14 protein-coding genes are annotated in these 19550 nt (G+C 42.7%); 8 read left to right on the top strand and 6 right to left on the bottom strand.

Translation table 11 applies throughout. The annotated features are described in order from the left end of the window. Positions 1–282 precede the first annotated feature (282 nt). On the top strand, positions 283–5016 hold the full coding sequence (locus QXD64_05405) for a CARDB domain-containing protein (GenBank protein MEM3396750.1): 4734 nt from the start codon (positions 283–285) through the stop codon (positions 5014–5016). Between the two features lie 120 nt (positions 5017–5136). On the opposite strand, the gene QXD64_05400 is transcribed toward QXD64_05405, so the two are convergent. Next, the gene (locus QXD64_05400) at positions 5137–5397 is read right to left on the bottom strand and encodes a hypothetical protein (protein MEM3396749.1); all 261 of its coding nucleotides are present in this window, start codon (positions 5395–5397) and stop codon (positions 5137–5139) included. Here QXD64_05400 and QXD64_05395 point away from each other — a divergent pair. Continuing rightward, on the top strand, positions 5303–8062 hold the full coding sequence (locus QXD64_05395; protein ID MEM3396748.1) for a NosD domain-containing protein: 2760 nt from the start codon (positions 5303–5305) through the stop codon (positions 8060–8062). The genes QXD64_05400 and QXD64_05395 overlap by 95 nt on opposite strands. 278 nt (positions 8063–8340) lie before the next feature. Here QXD64_05395 and QXD64_05390 read toward each other — a convergent pair whose 3' ends face one another. After that, a complete protein-coding gene (locus QXD64_05390) occupies positions 8341–8730 on the bottom strand; it encodes a DUF131 domain-containing protein (GenBank protein MEM3396747.1) in 390 nt (129 codons plus the stop codon). 47 nt (positions 8731–8777) lie between these two features. After that, positions 8778–9917, bottom strand: coding sequence for an acyl-CoA dehydrogenase family protein (locus QXD64_05385; protein MEM3396746.1), 1140 nt, complete (start codon positions 9915–9917; stop codon positions 8778–8780). Positions 9918–10059: 142 nt separating this feature from the next. Here QXD64_05385 and QXD64_05380 point away from each other — a divergent pair, with 142 nt between their 5' ends. After that, complete coding sequence (locus QXD64_05380) at positions 10060–11784, top strand: C1 family peptidase (GenBank protein MEM3396745.1); 1725 nt, start codon at positions 10060–10062, stop codon at positions 11782–11784. Positions 11785–11806: 22 nt separating this feature from the next. Further along, positions 11807–14221 (top strand): DNA polymerase domain-containing protein, encoded by a 2415-nt coding sequence (locus QXD64_05375; GenBank protein ID MEM3396744.1) that lies wholly within the window; start codon positions 11807–11809, stop codon positions 14219–14221. On the opposite strand, the gene QXD64_05370 is transcribed toward QXD64_05375, so the two are convergent. Genes QXD64_05370 through QXD64_05360 form a run of 3 tightly spaced genes read right to left on the bottom strand, consistent with a single transcriptional unit; the run spans position 14222 to position 15180 of the window. Then, positions 14222–14572, bottom strand: coding sequence for a transcriptional regulator (locus tag QXD64_05370; GenBank protein MEM3396743.1), 351 nt, complete (start codon positions 14570–14572; stop codon positions 14222–14224). It abuts the gene before it with no gap. Between the two features lie 18 nt (positions 14573–14590). Next, positions 14591–14842 (bottom strand): ArsR family transcriptional regulator, encoded by a 252-nt coding sequence (locus tag QXD64_05365; GenBank protein MEM3396742.1) that lies wholly within the window; start codon positions 14840–14842, stop codon positions 14591–14593. A gap of 59 nt (positions 14843–14901) precedes the next feature. Beyond that, the gene (locus QXD64_05360) at positions 14902–15180 is read right to left on the bottom strand and encodes a hypothetical protein (GenBank protein ID MEM3396741.1); all 279 of its coding nucleotides are present in this window, start codon (positions 15178–15180) and stop codon (positions 14902–14904) included. 241 nt (positions 15181–15421) lie between these two features. Here QXD64_05360 and QXD64_05355 point away from each other — a divergent pair, with 241 nt between their 5' ends. From QXD64_05355 to QXD64_05340, 4 genes are all read left to right on the top strand, one after another. Continuing rightward, positions 15422–16363 carry a DUF6345 domain-containing protein gene (locus QXD64_05355; GenBank protein MEM3396740.1) on the top strand — a complete coding sequence of 314 codons (942 nt, stop codon included), beginning with the start codon at positions 15422–15424 and terminating at the stop codon, positions 16361–16363. Between the two features lie 15 nt (positions 16364–16378). Next, entirely contained in the window at positions 16379–17407 is a 1029-nt protein-coding gene (locus tag QXD64_05350; protein ID MEM3396739.1) for a hypothetical protein, read from the top strand. Between the two features lie 151 nt (positions 17408–17558). After that, positions 17559–18635, top strand: a complete 1077-nt coding sequence (locus QXD64_05345) for an alanine--glyoxylate aminotransferase family protein (protein MEM3396738.1) — start codon at positions 17559–17561, stop codon at positions 18633–18635. Positions 18636–18637: 2 nt separating this feature from the next. After that, positions 18638–19537 carry a hydroxyacid dehydrogenase gene (locus QXD64_05340; protein ID MEM3396737.1) on the top strand — a complete coding sequence of 300 codons (900 nt, stop codon included), beginning with the start codon at positions 18638–18640 and terminating at the stop codon, positions 19535–19537. Positions 19538–19550 lie beyond the last annotated feature (13 nt).

The following is a 19550-nucleotide window of genomic DNA, read 5'->3' as shown; positions in this document are numbered from 1 at the left end:
GAAATAGGAGCAGAATTCCTACTGCCAGTGCAAATGCGAGGATTGCGAGATAGAGTATGTGGGATTTCTCCATAACCCAATGTTTTCCAGGAGGGGGTTGTACTGTATGAGAATGCAACCTAGATTGTCCGTAGCATGTATCTACCAGAATAGCAAATGTGTAGTTTTATTTTCAGATTTTTATAAATAAAAAAAAAAAAAAATAATTAATTTTAAATAAAAATCATGCATAGAAACAATTAAATACTACAAAATCCATATATTACTTTTGAGGTGATTGCGTTGAATCCAAATCCAATTTTTGTGTGTATGCTGATGCTTTTAAGTGCCTGGATAACACCAAACCAGTTTATGGATGTGGATTTGTCCGTAAAAAACATTAACATAAATTACACGGATGAAATTGGCTATCCAGGGGAAAACATAACCGTAAAGATTACTTTTTGTTCCACCACAACAAACTTGCAAACAGAGTATGTTGTGTGCTTCAATGATAATTTTTATCATGGTAATCTTAATTTTAAAAACGAAACCGAGATTGTTTCACTCAATTTCACACTTCCAAATGCTGGCAAATACATATTGAGAGTGGTGATTGACCCGCAGAACGAAATCACAGAAACGGATGAGACAAACAACGAGCTCACAGCCACAGTTTACTCCTGCGACATTTTCCTTGCCCTGGATTTTCTGAAGGAAAAAATACTCTCGCTCCCAGATGCATACTTCAAGCCACCAGCAAAACAGCGAAAAAATGCATTGGCAAACAAAATTGATGCTGCAAAAAACATGCTTGTTGCTGGCAACTACAGCGAATTCGTTGATAAAATGCAAAATGACATCAGGGCAAAGATGGATGGCAGCGGAAATAATGACTGGATAATAAATGCAACCGCCCAGGAAATGCTCTGCAAAATAATTGACAAAACTCTCTCGCAAGATTATGATAACGATAGCCTGGGATTTGAGGAGGAGGTGAGCATTGGGACAGACCCATTTGATCCAGATACTGATAACGATTTGCTTTGCGATGGACAGGAAGTAAAGTTATTTTTCACAAATCCACTTGATGATGATAGCGATGAGGATGGAATCTGGGATGGCTACGAAGTGCTAGCTCTGGGAACTTCGCCACTTGTCTGGGATTCAGATTTGGATTTCCTTTCAGATGGTCTGGAAATCGGACTTGTGCAACCACAGGGCAACAATACCAACATGAGCTTGTTTGTGGCTGACACGGACCCGGTGACAACAACAAATCCAGGTGATGATGACAGCGACGATGATGGCATAATTGATGGAAATGAGGATGTGAACAGAAATGGGCAGGTTGATAGTGGAGAAACAAATCCTGGTTTGACGGATACAGATGATGATGGGCTCTCTGATGGCCTGGAAATTGGATTGGCTAAGGCACAAGGCAATGGCACACCGCTTTCATGGCAAAACGATACGGATACGAATACAACAACAGACCCGCTGAATCCGGATACAGACAATGATGGACTTCTAGATGGCACGGAATATGCAGACCACAATGGCAGGGTTGACCTCTATGAGCCAGACCCGAATGACCCAGATAGCGATGACGATGGCATTCTTGATGGGAACAAAAACACAGTCACTGAAATTTATTTGCGGAAAATTGTTCTTGCAGGCTATGAAATTACAACTGGAAAATTCTATGCATTTGTGAACAAGAATTCCACACTCTCGCCTTACTCTGGCTATAGAGTCCCTGAAGCGGGTTACTGGGAATTTTCTGGCAAGAGCGTAAATGGGACAATTGAGGTGAATGAATTAGTTGCTGTCTCTTTCTTCATGAACACGAGGATAGAGATTTACGAGGAGAATGTGAGTAATCCAATTGCTTACTTCCAGTTCTGCAAGAACCAGAGCGAGAACTTCACACTCAGCAATGGCAATCTTTTGCTGGAGATGGAAAGTGTGCTATGCGTGAGCGGATTTGCAGACCCGAATGCAACGAGCAACGACACAGACAATGATGGAATAAACGATTACAGAGAGGTAATTCTCGTGAGTGCATTTTACAGAGATTTCAGAGCCCCAATCTCAGAAAACCAGACAGGAATGGCACTTGCAGATGCGGACTTTGATGGCTTGCTGGATGGCGAGGAAGTTGATAACTACCTGAGCAATCCATTTTCAAGCGATACTGATGAGGATAAACTAATAGATGGGTATGAGGCATTTACCACACAAACAATTTCGTTTTTCGCTTTCGTGCCAGAACCACCTGTGCCTTACACAATTAACTACACACCTTCCCCGTACAACCTGCATGATTTAAATAGCACAAAAGCATATGTGGATGTGGAGGTGTATGGAGACTTGAAGAATGGCTATGTTGAGTTCACACTCTGGCATGAGCGACTGAGCGATTTGGTTGTGTACATGAGACCAGTAAACTATCCCTGGCAGATTTCATGGAAAGTGTGGAATACAAATGAGCCAATTAATGGTAGCGCAACAATAAAGCGAGATTTGTTTGGCACTGATGCAACAGTTGAGGACATAGAGCCATTGCTACCAGAGGACTATTTCTATTACTGGAAGGACTGGGAGATAATTATCTACGATATGGAGAAAGGCTGTGAGGGAAGGCTGGAGAGCGTAAAGCTGGAGTTTGATGTGGCAACGAAGGTTGTAGCTGAAGATACGGATAATGACGGATTGAGTGATGGGTATGAAACTGCAGAAGTTGCTGTATTGTCATTTACATATCAATTTGGAACCACCCAACAGTCATATTTTACAAACCCAATCTCTTTTTATGATGAGTTGTGTAACTATAAACTATCTGGAAAGTTTGAGTGGAAATCTACGGTAAGTTCAGCATCTCTTAAAATCTACTTTTGGTATATGGATGCAAATAACCACATTCATATAAACCAGATATGGAGCTTTACAGCTGGAGATGGTGGCGATAGAGGGACAGATAATGAGGGGATAGAAAGGGAGAGTTTTGATATAGACCTTACACAGTACATGCCTGGAGCCATTTTTGATGGTGCAACAGGATTCAAATTGAAATTTGAAGGAAAAAATGGAGTGGCAACAGGGTATGTTACATTTACCATGTGTTATGCATATCCCTCATGGGGTGATTTCTCTGTAAAATACCCTGGCCATTACAAGCTTCACTATTATGTTTTCTGTGCAGGAACTAGTTGGTGGGAAATAGAGAGCACATGGATTGAGGTTTACCTGGATGGGTGGCTGGTACATCAGGGAAAATATGAAGGTAGGAATCCTTTCTCTCTGCCTATGAGAGTTGGTGAGTTTGATGTAGAACATCCGCTTTTGAGTGGTGTGCATACAATAACATACACAAGCACAAATCCACACTTCACTGTTTCTCTTTCCAGTTCCTTTTTGGATTTCTTTCCAAAGGGCATGAACCGAGTAAAGATAGACCCAAATGACCCAGATGTGGACGATGATGGTCTGAAAGATGGCCAGGAAGATTTGTTGATGCCCACAGTTTATGGAAGTACAATTCATACATCTAACATTGTGTTGCATTTGCCAGGAGCACAAAGCACTATGCATGCAAGATGGGAGTTTCGGGCACATTTCAGTGGTGCAAACTGGGAAGTGCCATACAAGGTTTATCTGGATACAATTACGCCTCAAAACGAAATTAAGCGAAACTGGCTCTATTTGCAGGACATAAATCCTCACACACTAATCTTTGTGCCACAGACACAGCAAGATGTGAGTGGCTGGGCAGTGGCACATCCAGGAATAACAAATCCATTTGCTTATGACTCTGATCAGGATTATCTCACGGATTGGGAAGAGTGTATGATTTACTTCACAAATCCCACTAATGGAGATTCAGATTCTGATGGATTTGGGGATTGCTGTGAGTGCATTGGTTTTGTTACAGACCCGTGGAGTTACACGCAGGATGGTGACTGGGACGGAATGCCTGATGAATATGAGGAGTATGCAAGAAGCATGGGGAGCTGGCAAGACCCTATTCGGCACGACAAACGAATTGCAATACTAGGTGCAGGCTCCACTGCAGATACAAACTACGCTGAATTCTGGAACGAACTTATTTTCCTCTATGATGTTCTGGTGTGGGTTTACAATTACAAACCTGAGGATATCCATGTATGCTACCCAAGGGGTAAGCCTCCCTCTACACAAACAATGGATTCCTCCTACAACTTACCGCGTATATACGATATGACACGGAATGATACATCTTTTGTTGACCCTGTACATGAAGGTATTGTTGACCATGATTTCACTTCTTCAACACTCTCCTCTCTCTATACTTCAATCAGTGCTCTTTCTCCCTCCTTTGTATTTTCTGCCTATATATGTCACGGGAGTGACGATAGGTTAAGTGGAGAAGGATTCATCCTTGCACGACAGTTTGCAACGGACCTTTCCATTCTACCATCCACCACAAAACAGTCCATCCTAATCTTTGCATGCAAAAGTGGTAACTTTGTGGCAAATGTAATTAAGTGGCTCTCAAACTCTACTCTCAATAACATAGGTGTGATTATCACTAGCTGCAAGGGGAGTGAATATTCTTTCGCTGTAGCAGATAGATGTTCTCTTCAAAATGCAGAGAAATGGTGGAATGATAGATGCGCAGAGAGCTATAATCCATCCTCTCAGCCAGAGGCATTTTCATGGGAAAAGATGTGTGAATCCTATTACAACCAATATGCAGATAGAGATTGTGAAGGGTTTGAAACAGAATTTCTCTACTATTTTCTTTCATATTTACGGAAACATCATCCTGATTGGGGATTTTTCCGGCAAGATCATATCGGTTTCTCTCCTTCTGTAAATTCACTTAGAGTATCGCTTCAGTTGGCTTTCAATTATGCGAACCAAGAAGACTCATTTGCACAGGCAGGACACCTTGAGTGTAAATATTTCACTTTTCCGATAAAAGTTGGTGTATATGTATGGGCCAATGAACACCCACAGGTCGCCTATACCACTTCCCTTCATGTGTTTTTGTGAGGTAAGAACGATGCACCAAAAGATTTTTTCCATGGTATTTTTTCTTCTCCTCTTTTTTGTGAGTACTCCTTTTTCTTCATATTCTTTTGGAGCATGTGGCAAAGCTTCTTACTCTCATCCTCATAAACCGATATTCATTGAAGGAGATGAAAATTTTATCGAAGCAAATGGAGTTTCTTCAGGGAACGGAACGCCTGAGAATCCTTTTATTATTTCCGATTGGGAGATCGACGGAGAGTATGGTACATATGGAATATATATTGGAAATACTACAAAGCATTTTAAGATAGCTAATTGTTTAATTAAGAAGATAACATCTGATGGTTTTGGCATTATTCTTAACAATGTAAAAAATGCAACTCTTCTTGGAATTACATTCATTAATTGCAGGGGGATTAGAGTCTCTAATACAGTAAACCTTACAATATTAAAATGTATAGATTGTGAGAATAGTGATATAATCTCGTGTTGGATATCCGAATCCCAAAACATAACAATATCTAATAGCTCTTTCCTGAAGAGGGTACTCCTTATCGAGTGTAAAGGCGGAAAAGTGGTAAATAATGTATGTGGGTATGGTCTCACATTGTCTCGTTCGGAAATGTGTGTAGTTTTGAACAACACAATTGAGGAGGTAGTGGAAGGAGGGTTATTTGCCGGGTGTGTATTTACATCGTACAATAAAGATGTTGCTATTGTTGGGAATATAATTCGGAGCTCTATTGTTGGGATTTGTGTATTTAACGATTATAGTTTGAACATATTCAACAATACAATCTATGCTAACCAGTGGTGTATAGATGTCTTTTCACAAGGGAACATCACTCTCAGAGGAAACAGATTGTACAATGCTTCAATAGGACTTACACTCACGATCTATTCACCACCTTTCGTTTGTGGGATAGATATAGATGAAACAAACTATGTTAACGATTTGCCTGTAATTTTTATAAAGGATAGAGCGAGAGAAAAAATCTCATTTAGGCACGAGATTGGAGAGGTAATCTTTCTGAATTGCACAAATCTTACATTATCCGAGACAACAATAAAATATGGAGGAATAAACGTAAGATTTTGTAGGGATTTACATATAATAAACAATAAAATTTCAGATAGTTACGCTGGAATTTTCGTATATACCGAAGTGGCCTCTGAGGGCACATATGTAACCATCATTGAAAATAATACAATATTCCATAACACATATGGAATCCTTTTTGACGCTACTACGGCTTATGACACACCAACGGTGGTAATAAAGGGAAATATCTTCTATGAAAACTACATAGGATGCGAAATCTTAAACTGTCTTTTGTTTGAGAATAACTATTTCTTCCGAAATGAAATTGCTATTGATACCTGGGCATCTGTGCGTACGAGATTTGAGAATAACACGCTCATAAAGAATAGAGAGGGTTTATATCTTGACGGAGGAGTGAGTACGAGAATCGTAAACAATAGTTTTATTGAAAACGAAGAATTGGCGATAACTCTAGGATTTAATTGCGGCTTCACCCAAACATATGAGAATGCTTTTATCAACAATAACAACAATACTACGCAAGTGTGGGAAGGACATCTGATAGGACATGAAAATGGAAATTGCTGGAATTCAAGCAGTGCAGGAAATTTCTGGTCAAATTGGCTTTCGCCAGACAACAATTCCGACGGATTTGTAGACAAACCTTACCCCGTCCCGTTGGCAGGGCATAATGATTTTCTTCCCCTTACACGACCATCAAGAATAATCATTGTTCATGAATTTTGCCCTGCTGCATCATGCTGGAAAGTGCCGATAGAGGCTGAAGTGTGGGGATCCAAATTACCGATTACTTCTGTAAAACTTCATTATAAGTATCAAAATGAAGAATTTCTCACGAGAGATTTGGAATTGCAAGGTGGAGATGGAAGACATGGAAAATACTTGTGCACTCTAGACTTCTCATATAATCCAAAGATATGCGAGGTTGAGTACTACATTACTGCTGAAGATGAAAGCGGCAATCTGGAGAGCACAAATATGTTTTGGTTCGCATTTGAAAAGAGCGTTCCCCAAAGACCAACCAATTTGCAAGTTGAGGTTTCTCCCACATCTTCTTCGCTATTTTGGTTACCGCCACTTCACAATGGGAGTTCTTCTCTTCTCTTCTATAATATTTATCGTGGTATTAGCCCAGAAAACAAATCCCTTCTTGCCTCCGTTGATGCCAACACTACATCTTTTGTTGACACCAATGTTACCCCTGGCATCACCTACTACTACCATGTTACAGCCGTAAACGCAATTGGCGAGAGTGAGCCAAGCAACACAGTTTGTGTTACAGTGCCACTAGCAAAACTCACTGCGAAAATTCTTGTGGCAAAGAGCACGCTTCGCTCTGACGAAGAAAATGAGTTTCGTGTGATTGTCGCAGATGCAGAGACAGGAGAGCCAGTAAAGAACGCAACTGTTTCTCTTTCCACGCAATTGCCGGGTAAGTTTGAGAGCCTGGCAGGGCAAACAGATGCGAATGGAACATTTACAACAAAATTTGTTGCTGGGAATGTAAATGCTAGTATCTTTGGGAAACTGGTTGCGAACATAAGTGCTGAGCATTACGAAAATGCAACAACAAGTATTTTGCTTGGAATTCTGCCAGGAGAAATGAAAATAAGCGTGGAGATTGATAAAACAGCGGTAAAGGTTGGTGAGAATTTTACTGTGGTTGTTAGTGTGAAGGATGAGAATGGAAGGGGTGTAGAGAACGCAACTGTGGAGATTTTTGTTGGGCAAAATGGAGTAGTTGCTGGTGAATACCAGAAGGTTACGAATGCTGAGGGAGGAGCTGTGTTTACTTTTTCTGCATTAAAAGAGGGAAATCTTGTTTTTCAGGTAATAGCGAAAAAGGAGGGATTTGCAGAGGCAAAATCTGGAGCTGGTGTTTGGATTAAGTCAGTGCCAGAGCAAGGAATTGATTTTGGAATCCCACTTGCATTGCTTCTAATTGTGCTTCTAATTGTGGGGATATGGGAAGGGATGAAAGGGAGGCAGAAAATCTCTTCTTAAGAGAGGTAAATAAGGGCAACACATAGATCGTACGAAAAAAGGGTTGGTTCGGTGAACCCTTTTGCTCGCTAACGCTCGCAAAAGCGTTCACGGAAAAAATGGACAGGTTCGGGGATACCGAAGGTATCCCCTTGAGGCAGGTTACCGTAAGGGTGCCAACCCTCGTGGTACCATAGGGTGTAACCCCGTCCGTAAGTGGCGCAGCCCCTCGTGGTAGCGTAGAGCGGTTAGCCCCTTTTCATGTCCTCAAAAGTTAGCATTAGAAATCAGTGAATAAACTAATGAAAGAATGCGAGAACTAGAAACAGGAGCAGAATTCCTACTGCTAGTGCAAATGCGAGGATTGCGAGATAGAGTATGTGGGATTTTTTTGTGGTGAAAATAACTGGAAAAGGACCGACGAGCAGAATCCCATCTACACTTGTCTCGGGTTTTTCATGGCTTTGTAAATGCTCTCCGTAATCTTTTTCCTCAACCCCAATATCTATGAAACCCACGCTTCTTCCTATGAATCCAATTGCAAAGCAGAAGATTGCAAGCATCAGAAAGATTGTGCCGAGCAGGGAAAGAATCCCACTACCAATAAAAAATGGAAAAATGAGTAAAAGTCCTGCCTGCACCTCTCCCTTGTAAATTCCATAGGCAAAGCAGAGTATTGCACCGATCAAAAATAAGAAACCAAGGAAAAAAGAGTGTCTCCAAAGCCACGGATTTCTCATAAGCCAAGCATATTGGAAATTACGATGCGCTGCACCTCACTTGTGCCTTCGTAAATCTGGGTAATCTTCGCATCCCTGTAATACCGCTCAATTGGATATTCTTTCATGTAGCTATAGCCCCCATGAACCTGCATGCAGAGCGATGATGCATCCACCGCACACTGGGAGGCAAAGAGTTTTGCCATTGATGCCTCCTTTGTGACCCTTTTCCCCATGTCTCTGTGGTAAGCCGCATTATAAACCAGTAATCTGGCTGCCTCAATCCTTGTTGCCATTTCCGCGATCATCCACTGCAAGCCCTGGTTCTTGCTGATTGGTTGTCCAAATTGAACTCGTTGCTTTGCATAATTTATTGCACTCTCAAGACAGATTTCCGCAATTCCCAGTGCCTGGGCGGCAACTCCTATTCTGCCACCATCCAGACAGGAAAGGGCAATCTTGAAGCCCTCGCCTTCCTTGCCAAGTAGATTGGTCTTCGGCACCCTTGCATTCTCAAACTTCAGCTTTGCTGTTTCAGCGGCTCTTACACCAAGCTTGTCAAAAACATGGGAAATTGAGAAGCCAGGTGTGTCACGCTCTATGACGATTGCACTTATTCCTTTTGTTTTCAGTTCCGGCTGTGTAAGTGCAAAGATGGTGTAAACGCTGGCAATTGGTCCATTCAGGATGAAGGTTTTTTCTCCGTTAAGCACATACTCCTCTCCTTCCAGTTTGGCAGTGGTCTGGAGGGCGCCTGCGTCACTTCCGGCATTCGGCTCGGTTAGACAGAAAGCCCCAATCTTTCGCCCGCTTGCCAAATCTGGCAGATACTTTTTCTTGAGTTCTTCTGAGCCATAGTAGAGAATTGTCCCGCATCCTAGGGAACTGTGGACAGCCACGGAGATAGCAGTTGAGGCACATACCTTTGCCATCTCCTCAATCGCTATGGCATAGCAGATGTTGTCAACGAGGTTACCCCCATATTCCTTTGGCACTGTCAATCCCAGATAGCCCGCATCACCCATCTTTTTTATGAGTTCCTGAGAGAGCTTCCCAGTGCGGTCGTTCTCTTCTGCATACTTTGCAATCACATTCTGAGCAAATTCCCTTATCTTGCTTCTAAACTCTTCCTGTTCCTTGGTCAGCTCAAACTTCATGGTATCACGAGACCAAATAATGGAGATGTGTAAATAACTTTTTTGGTCAGAATAGAACAGGGAAAGCAATAACCGTGAGACCAACCCATCGAAGAGAAAATATATAACTTTGGAGACAATATCCTGTAGTGGTGATAACTTGATGCAGAAAGTTATGATAGGATTCATCTCCCTCCTCGTAATGTGCCCTTTGTATTTTCAGGGAGAAGGTAGTGTTGGAAATCTCGATGCGGATTTGAGCGAACATGGTCTTGGGCTTCTGTTTGCTAATCCAGACATAGTGATTCCTGACCACAAAGTGACCTACATTGCACCAGCATCACCAGAACTCGACATAAGAACCAACCACTCAATTCACTCGGTAATAAACAGTGCTGGCCTGCCTCCCGTGAGAAGCCAGGGTTCCCAGGGTTCCTGCACTGCCTGGGCAAGTGCTTACTACCACAGAACACATCTGGAATGGAGAGAAAAGCAATGGGATGTTAATCTTACCTCATATCAGTGTTCACCTGCATTCCTCTATCACCACATCAACGGTGGCTCAGACACCGGGAGTTTTATCCACGAAGCAATGGATTTTATGTGCACGATGGGCTGTGCCTCCTATCAAGAGATGCCTTATAGCGCCAGTGATGCAACATCCTGGCCATCATCATCTCAAACCTACAGAAATGCCCTTCAGTTCAGGGCTTGGAACTATTCTTACATTTCCACAGCCACTGATAGTGGGCTTACCAACCTGAAACAGCACATTGCCAATGGTGGCACTGCAGTAATTGCAATCAATGTGTATTCGAATTTTGACTACATTTCAAGTTTTAACAACACATACTGTGAATCTGAAGTTTATGGCACAAACAGAGGCGGTCATGCAGTTACTGTTTACGGCTTTGATGACGATAGACAAACTGCAGATGGGCCTGGTGCGTTCTGTCTTGTGAATTCCTGGGGAACTGGCTGGGGAGATGCAGGTCATTTCTGGATGTCTTACAAAGCGATGAAAAACGCAACCATTTGCTGGCTTACTGCCTATTTCCTCACGGATAGAACAAATTACACTCCATCGCTGGTTGCAGAGGTAAAAATTCAGCATGCTTACAGGGGTGAAATAATGTGGAATGGGATTACAGGAGGGATTGGAAACGTTACATCTCCTTCCTATTCTCTCAAAATTCTGGATTTCAACTCAATCCAGGGATATGTGGGAATCTCAAGCTACCAAAGGTATGCTTTCCCTGACTGCAACATTGTGATTGACCTCTCAGATGGCGTAAACTACATAAACCATAGCACAAAAAACCGAATTTTCGTGAAGGTGAATGATGCTTATAGTGGGACAACAGGAACAATTCAATTCCTGAATGCAACTGATTATAATTGGGGAATAACAAATGTGTCAAATGAGACCCCAGTTTCAATTCCAGATGGTGGGAGCTATGTTTATGCAAATGTCACCCTTGAGGCAAAGATTGGCTTTGAACACACTCCACCAGGCTCTGTGTTGCAAGGCGAGACCATTCCAGTTTCCGTCAGAATTACAAGCACGCTGTCGCTTTCAGGCGTCTGGGTGTATTACAAGCCAGTTGGAGATACTACATGGTATGCAATGGGAATGTCGCTTACATCAGGGAATTCCACAGATGGTAATTACACAGCAACACTTCCTGCCCAGGGTGCTGCTGGAACTCTTGAATACTATTTCTATGCATTGGATTCTGGCGGTTATGCCTCCCAAACTGAGAACTACACTGTGATTGTTCAGCCGGCAGCTACAGAATCTGGCCAGGTCCTGATGTTCTGTATTGTTGTCGCTGGTTTGATTGCGGCACTCCAAGGTTGCTCTTGCTCGCGAAAGAAAGTTAAATAACTCTGATGCAATTCTCCAATTAATGAAGAAATACAGGGCAATGGTGCTTGATGCCAGTTATCACGAGGAAAACGGGAGTGTTGTGATTGACTTATACTGCAGAACAAAGGAAGGTCAATCTCTCACAGCGAGAATTCATGGCTTCTCTCCCTATTTTTATGTGGTTTCGCCACCAGCCGCTGTTGTCGAGGAACTGAAAACGCATGAGGAAGTGCATGGTGTTGAGCACTGCAAACTTTTCGTGAAAAACAGGGAAATGGATTGCCTGAAAGTAACGATAAAACATCCCTATAAGGTGCCTGAATTCAGAAAAAAATTTCCAGAAGGTGCTTGCCTGGCTGCAGACATACCCTTCCATCTCAGATATTTCTTTGATAACGACCTCTCTCTCTGTGTTGAAATAGAAGGGGAAGAGGCATCAGAAGAGGTGAGAAAGAATTACACAACTGAGCTAGTAATTGAAACAAAGGCAATTGCGCAAGTGCAGCCATTTAAAATTCCCCTTGTTGTGCTGAGTTTTGATATAGAGAACAGCATCGCAAATGGAAAAATTTATGTGATTTCGTATGCGGTTAGAAAGGGGACTGAGTTAATAAAAGGAGCTATTGCATCTGAGACAGATGACGAGGCGGAGATTCTGAGGAAATTTGTTGAGCTTGTGCGGGAGTATGACCCAGATGTGATAACTGGCTACAACATTGGTGGCTATGACATCCCGTTGCTCACCGAGAGGGCAAAAGCCCATGGAATTCCACTTGAGCTGGGGCGGGATTTTGGTATCTTTTCAGTTAGCCAGGAAAGGTTCTGGCGGATTCATGGCAGAATTGTGATTGATGTCTGGCTCACCGCTAAGATGCGACTGAGACCCAAGCAGGAAACCCTGAATTTCATTGCGAAGATGCTGCTGGGCGAGGAGAAGGAGGATGTGAATCGCCTGAAGATTGATGAGGAGTGGAAGGAGCGGAGGGAGGCGGTGATAAGTTACTGCATCAAGGACGCTGAACTTGCCCTCAGAATTCTTGAGGAGATTGCGGAGATAAGCAGGGGGATGGACATCGCTGCAGTTGCGAAGCTTCCACTTGATGATGCAATCAACGGTAGAACCTCAACACTGATTGATTCCCTCATAATCAGGGAGGCGGATAGAAGAAAAGTGGGCGTGCCAATGAATAAATTCGGAGGCAGCGAGGCCCCGATAGAGGGAGGTTATGTGCATTCAATCAGGCCTGGGCTTTATCACTGGGTGATTGTGTGCGACTTCAAATCAATGTACCCAAGCATCATAATCTCCAACAACATCTGCTTCACCACGATATCAGAAGATGGAGAAATTGTGAGTCCATGCAATGTGCGGTTCGTCTCCAAGGAAAGAAAACGGGGGATTGTACCAGACATCCTTGAGAACCTCATGAGGCAGAGAGACGAATTTAAGAAGAAGGCAAAACGAGCAAAGAGCGAGGAGGAGAAGGCGTACTACGATGGTCTCCAGAATGCTGTGAAAATTCTGATGAACTCCTTCTATGGAGTTTTTGCATCCTCTTTTTACAGATTCACTGATAAAAACATTGGGGCTTCAATAACTGCATTTGCAAGGCAAAACATAAAAAATCTGATTGAGACACTTGAGAGTGAAGGGCACAAGGTGCTCTATTCCGACACCGACAGCGTTTTCTTTCAATCCCCACATTCAAATCTGGAGGAGTCCATCAAATTCGGGGAAACAACAGCTGCAAGGTTTTCAAAGGGTGGCCTGACACTGGAATTTGAGCGGATTCTCGAGCCGTTTTTTTCGCATGGGAAAAAGAAGAGGTATGTGGGAAAAGCTGTTTGGCCAAAGGAGGAAATTGTGGTGAGGGGCTATGAGACACGACGCACCGACGCATTTGATTGGCAAAGCGAAGCTTTGATGGAAGTGTTTGAGACCGTGCTCAACAGCAAGGATGAGGAGGAGTTGAAGAAAAATGTGATTGCAAAGGCGAAGTTGCTTGTGGAGATGACATTGCGTGGCGAGGTGCCAGTGGAAAAACTTGTGATTTCCAGAAGTGTAAGGGAGTTTGATAGTTATAAGGACGCAGGACGACTTGCCCATGTAGAGGTGGCAAAACAGATGATTGCAAAGGGCTATGAGTTCATTCCTGGAATGAAAGTGTCCTGGATTGTTGTGGACGCAAAGAAAACACCGCAGAAGGTTGAACCATATGTAGAAGGCCGTGAGTTTAAAGGAAAGCCAGATTACGAATACTACGCAAGAAGGGTTGCGATGACGCTGGCAAGGGTGCTCGAGGTCTTTGGCTACGATGAAGAAAGTTTGTTTTCTGGCAGGAGACAGTCAAGTTTGGCAGAGGGCTCGCTGGATTCGTTTATGGCTTCTGAAAAAGAGGAGGAGCAAGGAAAAGCAGAGCCAAAGAAAAAATTCACGCTTGAAGATTTCATGTGACTATTTTTTTGATTTTTTTCTCTCTTCCTTCACTATCATATGGCTCTGGCCACAGGTTGAGTAGTGCTGCACAAGGGTGCAGATTCTGCAGAGTTCATGTGTAGTTCTTGCCTCGTTGAGAATTATGGTCTCTGCTGCCTTCTTGACTTCTGGCATGACCTCTGGTGGAAGAACCATTCTGCCACCCCTTTTTGAGCTTATGTATTGACTTACTGCTGCCTCTGTTAAACCCAGAATTTTTGCAGTGTCTCTCTGGGTGAGCGAATGTTCTTTTATAAGCGAGATTGCAAGTTCTCTTCTTATTGCAGGCAGAATCTCCCATACAGCGTCCTCGCAGGGTACTTTTTTCATTGTGCTCACCGAATTCAATTAGTGCTTAATCCCATATATCTTTTTCCTTGCGTCCTTCAGCGAAATTCTTTCTTGGATTAAACCCATAGCCAGCAATTTTTTTATTGCAAACCTCACGGTCCTTTCAGGGAAATCTGTCATCTGAATCAGGGCTTCCCTGCTTATTACCCTGTTTTCAGAAATAAGGCTGTAGACCTCTTTTGCAGACCTGGGCAGTTTTTCCAGTGCTTCTATTCCATCACCCATATTTTCACCGTTAAGTTCATGCACTTAACGATTGTTAAACCTTTGCATTTAAGTTTACGCATCATGAAGTTATGGATTTTTATTTACTTCTTTTTATAGCCACATTTCTCGCAAAAACTGTTTTCATCGTAAAAGTTTCCACAATTCGGGCATTTTTTCAACACGACCTCTTTTCCGCCGGAAAACAATTGTTTTGTTTTTTCCATGACCTTCATTGCCCTCTTTATTTTCAGGAGGATGAGGAGCACAAAAATAATTGCAATCAATCCGCAGGTGGCAAGGATGCAGACACAGATGTCCCAGAGTGAAAAGGTGATGTTGGGGAGAGACACTGGAATCTGGTAGGAGAGCAGAGATGCCATGGAGCAGAATAAAATTCCTCTGAATTTAAAGGTTTGGGGACAAATGTTGAGATGTGAGGTTCTCCTATATAAAACTAATGTGTGATTTCACAATTTGATGTTGTTTTTTATGATTATTTGAAATTACTGGCATAATTTTTCATCAAACAATCCAGAATGAGCCAGTGTTTATGCTTCAAACTGTGAAAACTTGCGATATATATATATATATAGATTTGTTTTCTTATTATTGGTGAGAAAAATGGGTACAAAATGGAGAGTTTTCGGGATAGGAATTGTGCTTTTCGCACTATTCTGGTGCTCTGTGGCTCAAATGCCTACAGCGAAAGCTGGAGCCGACAACGACAATACTACTGAAGTGTGGGTTGACTGGGTAAAGCAATATGGTGGCACCCAAGCCATAGGTGCAGATAAAGATGGACAGGGATTCTATAATAAGATGTTGGATCCATATGGCTGGACTGGAAAAGGATGCTATGGAAACAACAACGCAAAACCTGACCATTTCGCAAAATGGGTTGGCCATGATCCTGATGCAGATGTAAATGCAGATATTGCATACTTTGCAGGGCATGGTGCCACGCTCAACGGACAACCAAGGATTGTGTTCAATGTCGCTGCTTCAGGAGGAGACAAAGACAAAGATGTGGAGCCAGATGAGGATTTCTGGGGCTACACAGACCTGGAGTGGATAACTTTTTCTGCATGTGATGTTCTGGGACCTGATGCTAATACAGCGATTGCAAGCTGGGGCGATAACATTTTGTATAGAGGATTGCATGTGATTAACGGGTTTAAGGGCACTGCAAACAACTATAAATACTGGTCAGAGGATGGTAAGGGGTCTCCTAGAGGTGCAGTGTATGCAGGGTATCTTCATGGTGCTCAGTGGTTAAGGGGTGCAGGGCAGTCATGGTACAATACCACAATAGATGATGGTGTGCTAGCAAGATTTTATCAATCTCCTAATCCTACCTGTATATATGGTGCGTCACTGTACGCGTGTCTAGAGTACTATGTTGACGGAACTTTGGTCGGTACGGATTACTATTGGTGGGAAGATGTGGAACAACCATGGAGAGATCCGATTTCAAAGACACAGGGAAATATCAGATGGTATGTGTATGTCCAGTATTACAGTTGGTTGGCTGATTGGCCACATGACTATAGTTATAACCCTTAAAAGGAGGTGCAGAAAATGAAAAAAAGAATTTTAATCATTATGTGCTGTGTGTTCCTTATAAGTGGAAGTGGAGGATTTCTGTGGATAGCAATGGAGAAACAAACCAAACAAGGTTATCCAAGCCCTCATTCTGTAGAATTTACTGAACCACCTTCTACTGTCATGGGCTTTGAGCAGAGGTACAACGGTAGCGAAATCTATCTTGGCGATTTGGTGAACGCCAGCCAAAATAAATGGGAAAGTTATCTTAATGTCTACAAAGCTACATACTTTGTATCAATAAACACAACGACTGCACTGAAAGAGGCAAAAAAATATGGAGTCACAGGAAACAATGTTACACTACAATACGCGAATTGGATTGTTGTTTCTGGTCCTGAGGGAACCGTTAAATTTGCAATTCCGACGACAGACACAAATGCCGATGCAATGACACCATTTGCTGTGTCAGTAGAATGTGGTTCTGATTCCCATTTCCCGGGGCATGACTTCATTTCTGATGAGGAGGCAGTCAGCATTGCATGGAATTTTGTGAATATGACAGTTCTTAATACGGTGCCTCACCTCCGAGAACACCTTTCTCTCAAACTTGAGATTGTTGGTTCCAACAATGTAACAGGAGGGCCTTATCCTACGTACACAGTCTCTAAAGTGGTAGCATTTGCTCTCTATTATGGAAATTACTGGATTGGCGATTTGATAAATGTATGGATAAATCATACAGGAGGGGTTTTCAGCTACACTGCACCTACAGACTTTGTTCTCACACCCGAATCACAAGTTTACTCTGGAACACCCCAAGAGCTTCTCAATTACTACAAAACCCATGGAATCAACATAGGCAAGGATATAAACGCAAGCGAGGTGACAAAAGTGGTGATTGAGAAGATCGAAGTTTCTTATAAGCCAGACACAGAGAATCAGAGCCTCAAAAATCCATTTGAACGCTATGTGCCCTATTACTACCTGAAATACACCATCCATGGTCGAAATGGATTTTCAAAGGTATTTTATGGGTCTCTTTACATCAAAAATTCTTCCTGAAATATTATTTTTTATATTTTATGGCAACATCATGTTTATAGAATAAAATTTTTTCTCACAACAATCCCATGTTTTTCCCTGATTTTGTTTCTAATAAAGAGCCCCGAAGAGTTTAATTATCTCAATGAGTTGGGGGTCTTGAGGTGGTAAAATGGCACATAAAAGGTTGTTAATCCCGGGCCCGACAGATGTTCTTCCAGAAGTGCTGCTGCAGCAAACAAAACCTATGATTGGGCACAGAAGTGATGATTATACAAAGCTTTACACAGGAATTATTGAAAAACTTCAGAAATACTTCAACACAAAAAGAAATATTACCGTGCTCACTGCATCTGGTACAATCTGGATGGACATAACAGGCAGAAACATGGTAAAGAAGAAGGCACTGGCATGCGTGAACGGTGCATTCTCTGAGAGAATGTATCTTACCATAAAGGATTGTGGCAAAGATGTGGATGCTCTTGTGGTTGACTGGGGCAAGGCAATAAAGCCGGAAATGGTGCTTGAGCGGTTGAAAGGTGGGAACTACGATACCCTTGCAGTCTGCCAGAACGAAACCTCTACAGGTGTAAGGAGCCCTGTAAATGAGATTTGTCAGGCAGTGAAGAAGGAATATCCAGACATCATGATTGTTGTTGATACTGTCTCCTCAGCAGGTGGAGACCTGATTGAACCAGATGTGATGAATGCGGACATAATATTTACATCCACTCAAAAGTGTTTTGCACTTCCACCTGGCCTTTCAATAGGCATTGTCTCAGATGCTGCACTTGAACGGGCAAAACAGGTGCCAGGCCGAGGGCATTACACAGACCTGATTGCAATCTTTGACTACTTTGCAAAGAAGAAGCAGAACCCAACGACGCCAAATGTGTCGTTGATGTATGCACTGGATTACCAACTTGATAGAATGCTTGCAGAAACAGCCCAGAAAAGATACGAGAGACATTTAGCAATGGCTGAGATGACAAGGAAATGGGCAACTGAGCATGGAATTGAAATCTTCCCGGAGAAGGGATACGAATCAGTTACTGTGACCACGCTCAAGAACAATCTAAACAAGAACATTGGCGAACTGAACAAGGCACTGGGTAAAAGGGGCTTCCAGATTTCGAATGGCTATGGCGCTTTGAAGGATAAAACCTTCAGAATTGGACACATGGGCGACTGGACGCCAGAAGAAATCAAATCCCTGCTTCTCAACATAGAGGACATCTGGGGGCTGTGAACATGAAGGTGCTGGTTGCTGACAAAATTGCAAAGGAAGGCATTCAAAAGTTGAAGGATGCAGGACTTGAGGTAGTTGAGGCCTGGGAGGCGCCCAAGGAGCAATTGCCAGAACTGATAAAGGACTGTGATGCCATAATTGTGCGAAGTGCTACGAAGGTCACGAAAGAATTGATTGATGCGGCACCTAATTTGAAGGTGATTGGGAGAGCCGGCGTAGGGCTTGACAATGTGGATGCGGAACATGCAAAGGCAAAGGGAATAAAAGTAGTGAACACGCCAGAGGCAACCTCTATATCTGTTGCCGAGCTTGCTCTAGGAATGATGCTGTCTGCAGCAAGAATGATTCCTCAGGCAACGGTTTCAACGAAGGCGGGCAAATGGGAGAAGAAGCGATTCCACGGGACTGAACTCTATGGAAAGACGCTAGGTATCATTGGAATCGGTAGGATTGGCTCTGAACTGGCAAAAAGGGCAAGAGCACTGGGGATGGAAGTTATTGCCTATGACCCCTATGTAAAAACCTCTGATTTCGCCAAGATAGTTGAGTTGGATACAATATTAAAAGATTCTGATTTCATTTCCCTTCATATACCCAAAACAAAGGAAACCACCCATCTATTGAACAAAACCGCATTTGATAAAATGAAAAACGGTGTGATAATAGTAAACTGTGCAAGGGGTGGTGTTGTGGATGAAGATGCGTTGTATGATGCACTGGTATCTGGCAAGGTAAAGGTCGCATGTCTTGATGTGTTTGAGGTAGAGCCTGCAAAAGAACACAAACTCTTCAGTTTAGAACAGGTTATTCTTACACCGCATATTGGCGCTCAGACAGAGGAAGGCCAGCAGCGTGCAGGCGTGCAGATTGCAGAGCGAGTTATTGAGGCATTGAAGAACTAAAAGAGAAAAAGGT

Source organism: Thermoplasmata archaeon, assembly GCA_038874435.1.
In the GTDB taxonomy this organism is placed as follows: Archaea; Thermoplasmatota; Thermoplasmata; order Lutacidiplasmatales; family SKW197; genus SKW197.
The sequence above is the reverse complement of the archived record's forward strand: the minus strand, read 5'-3'. Positions and strand labels throughout refer to the sequence as shown.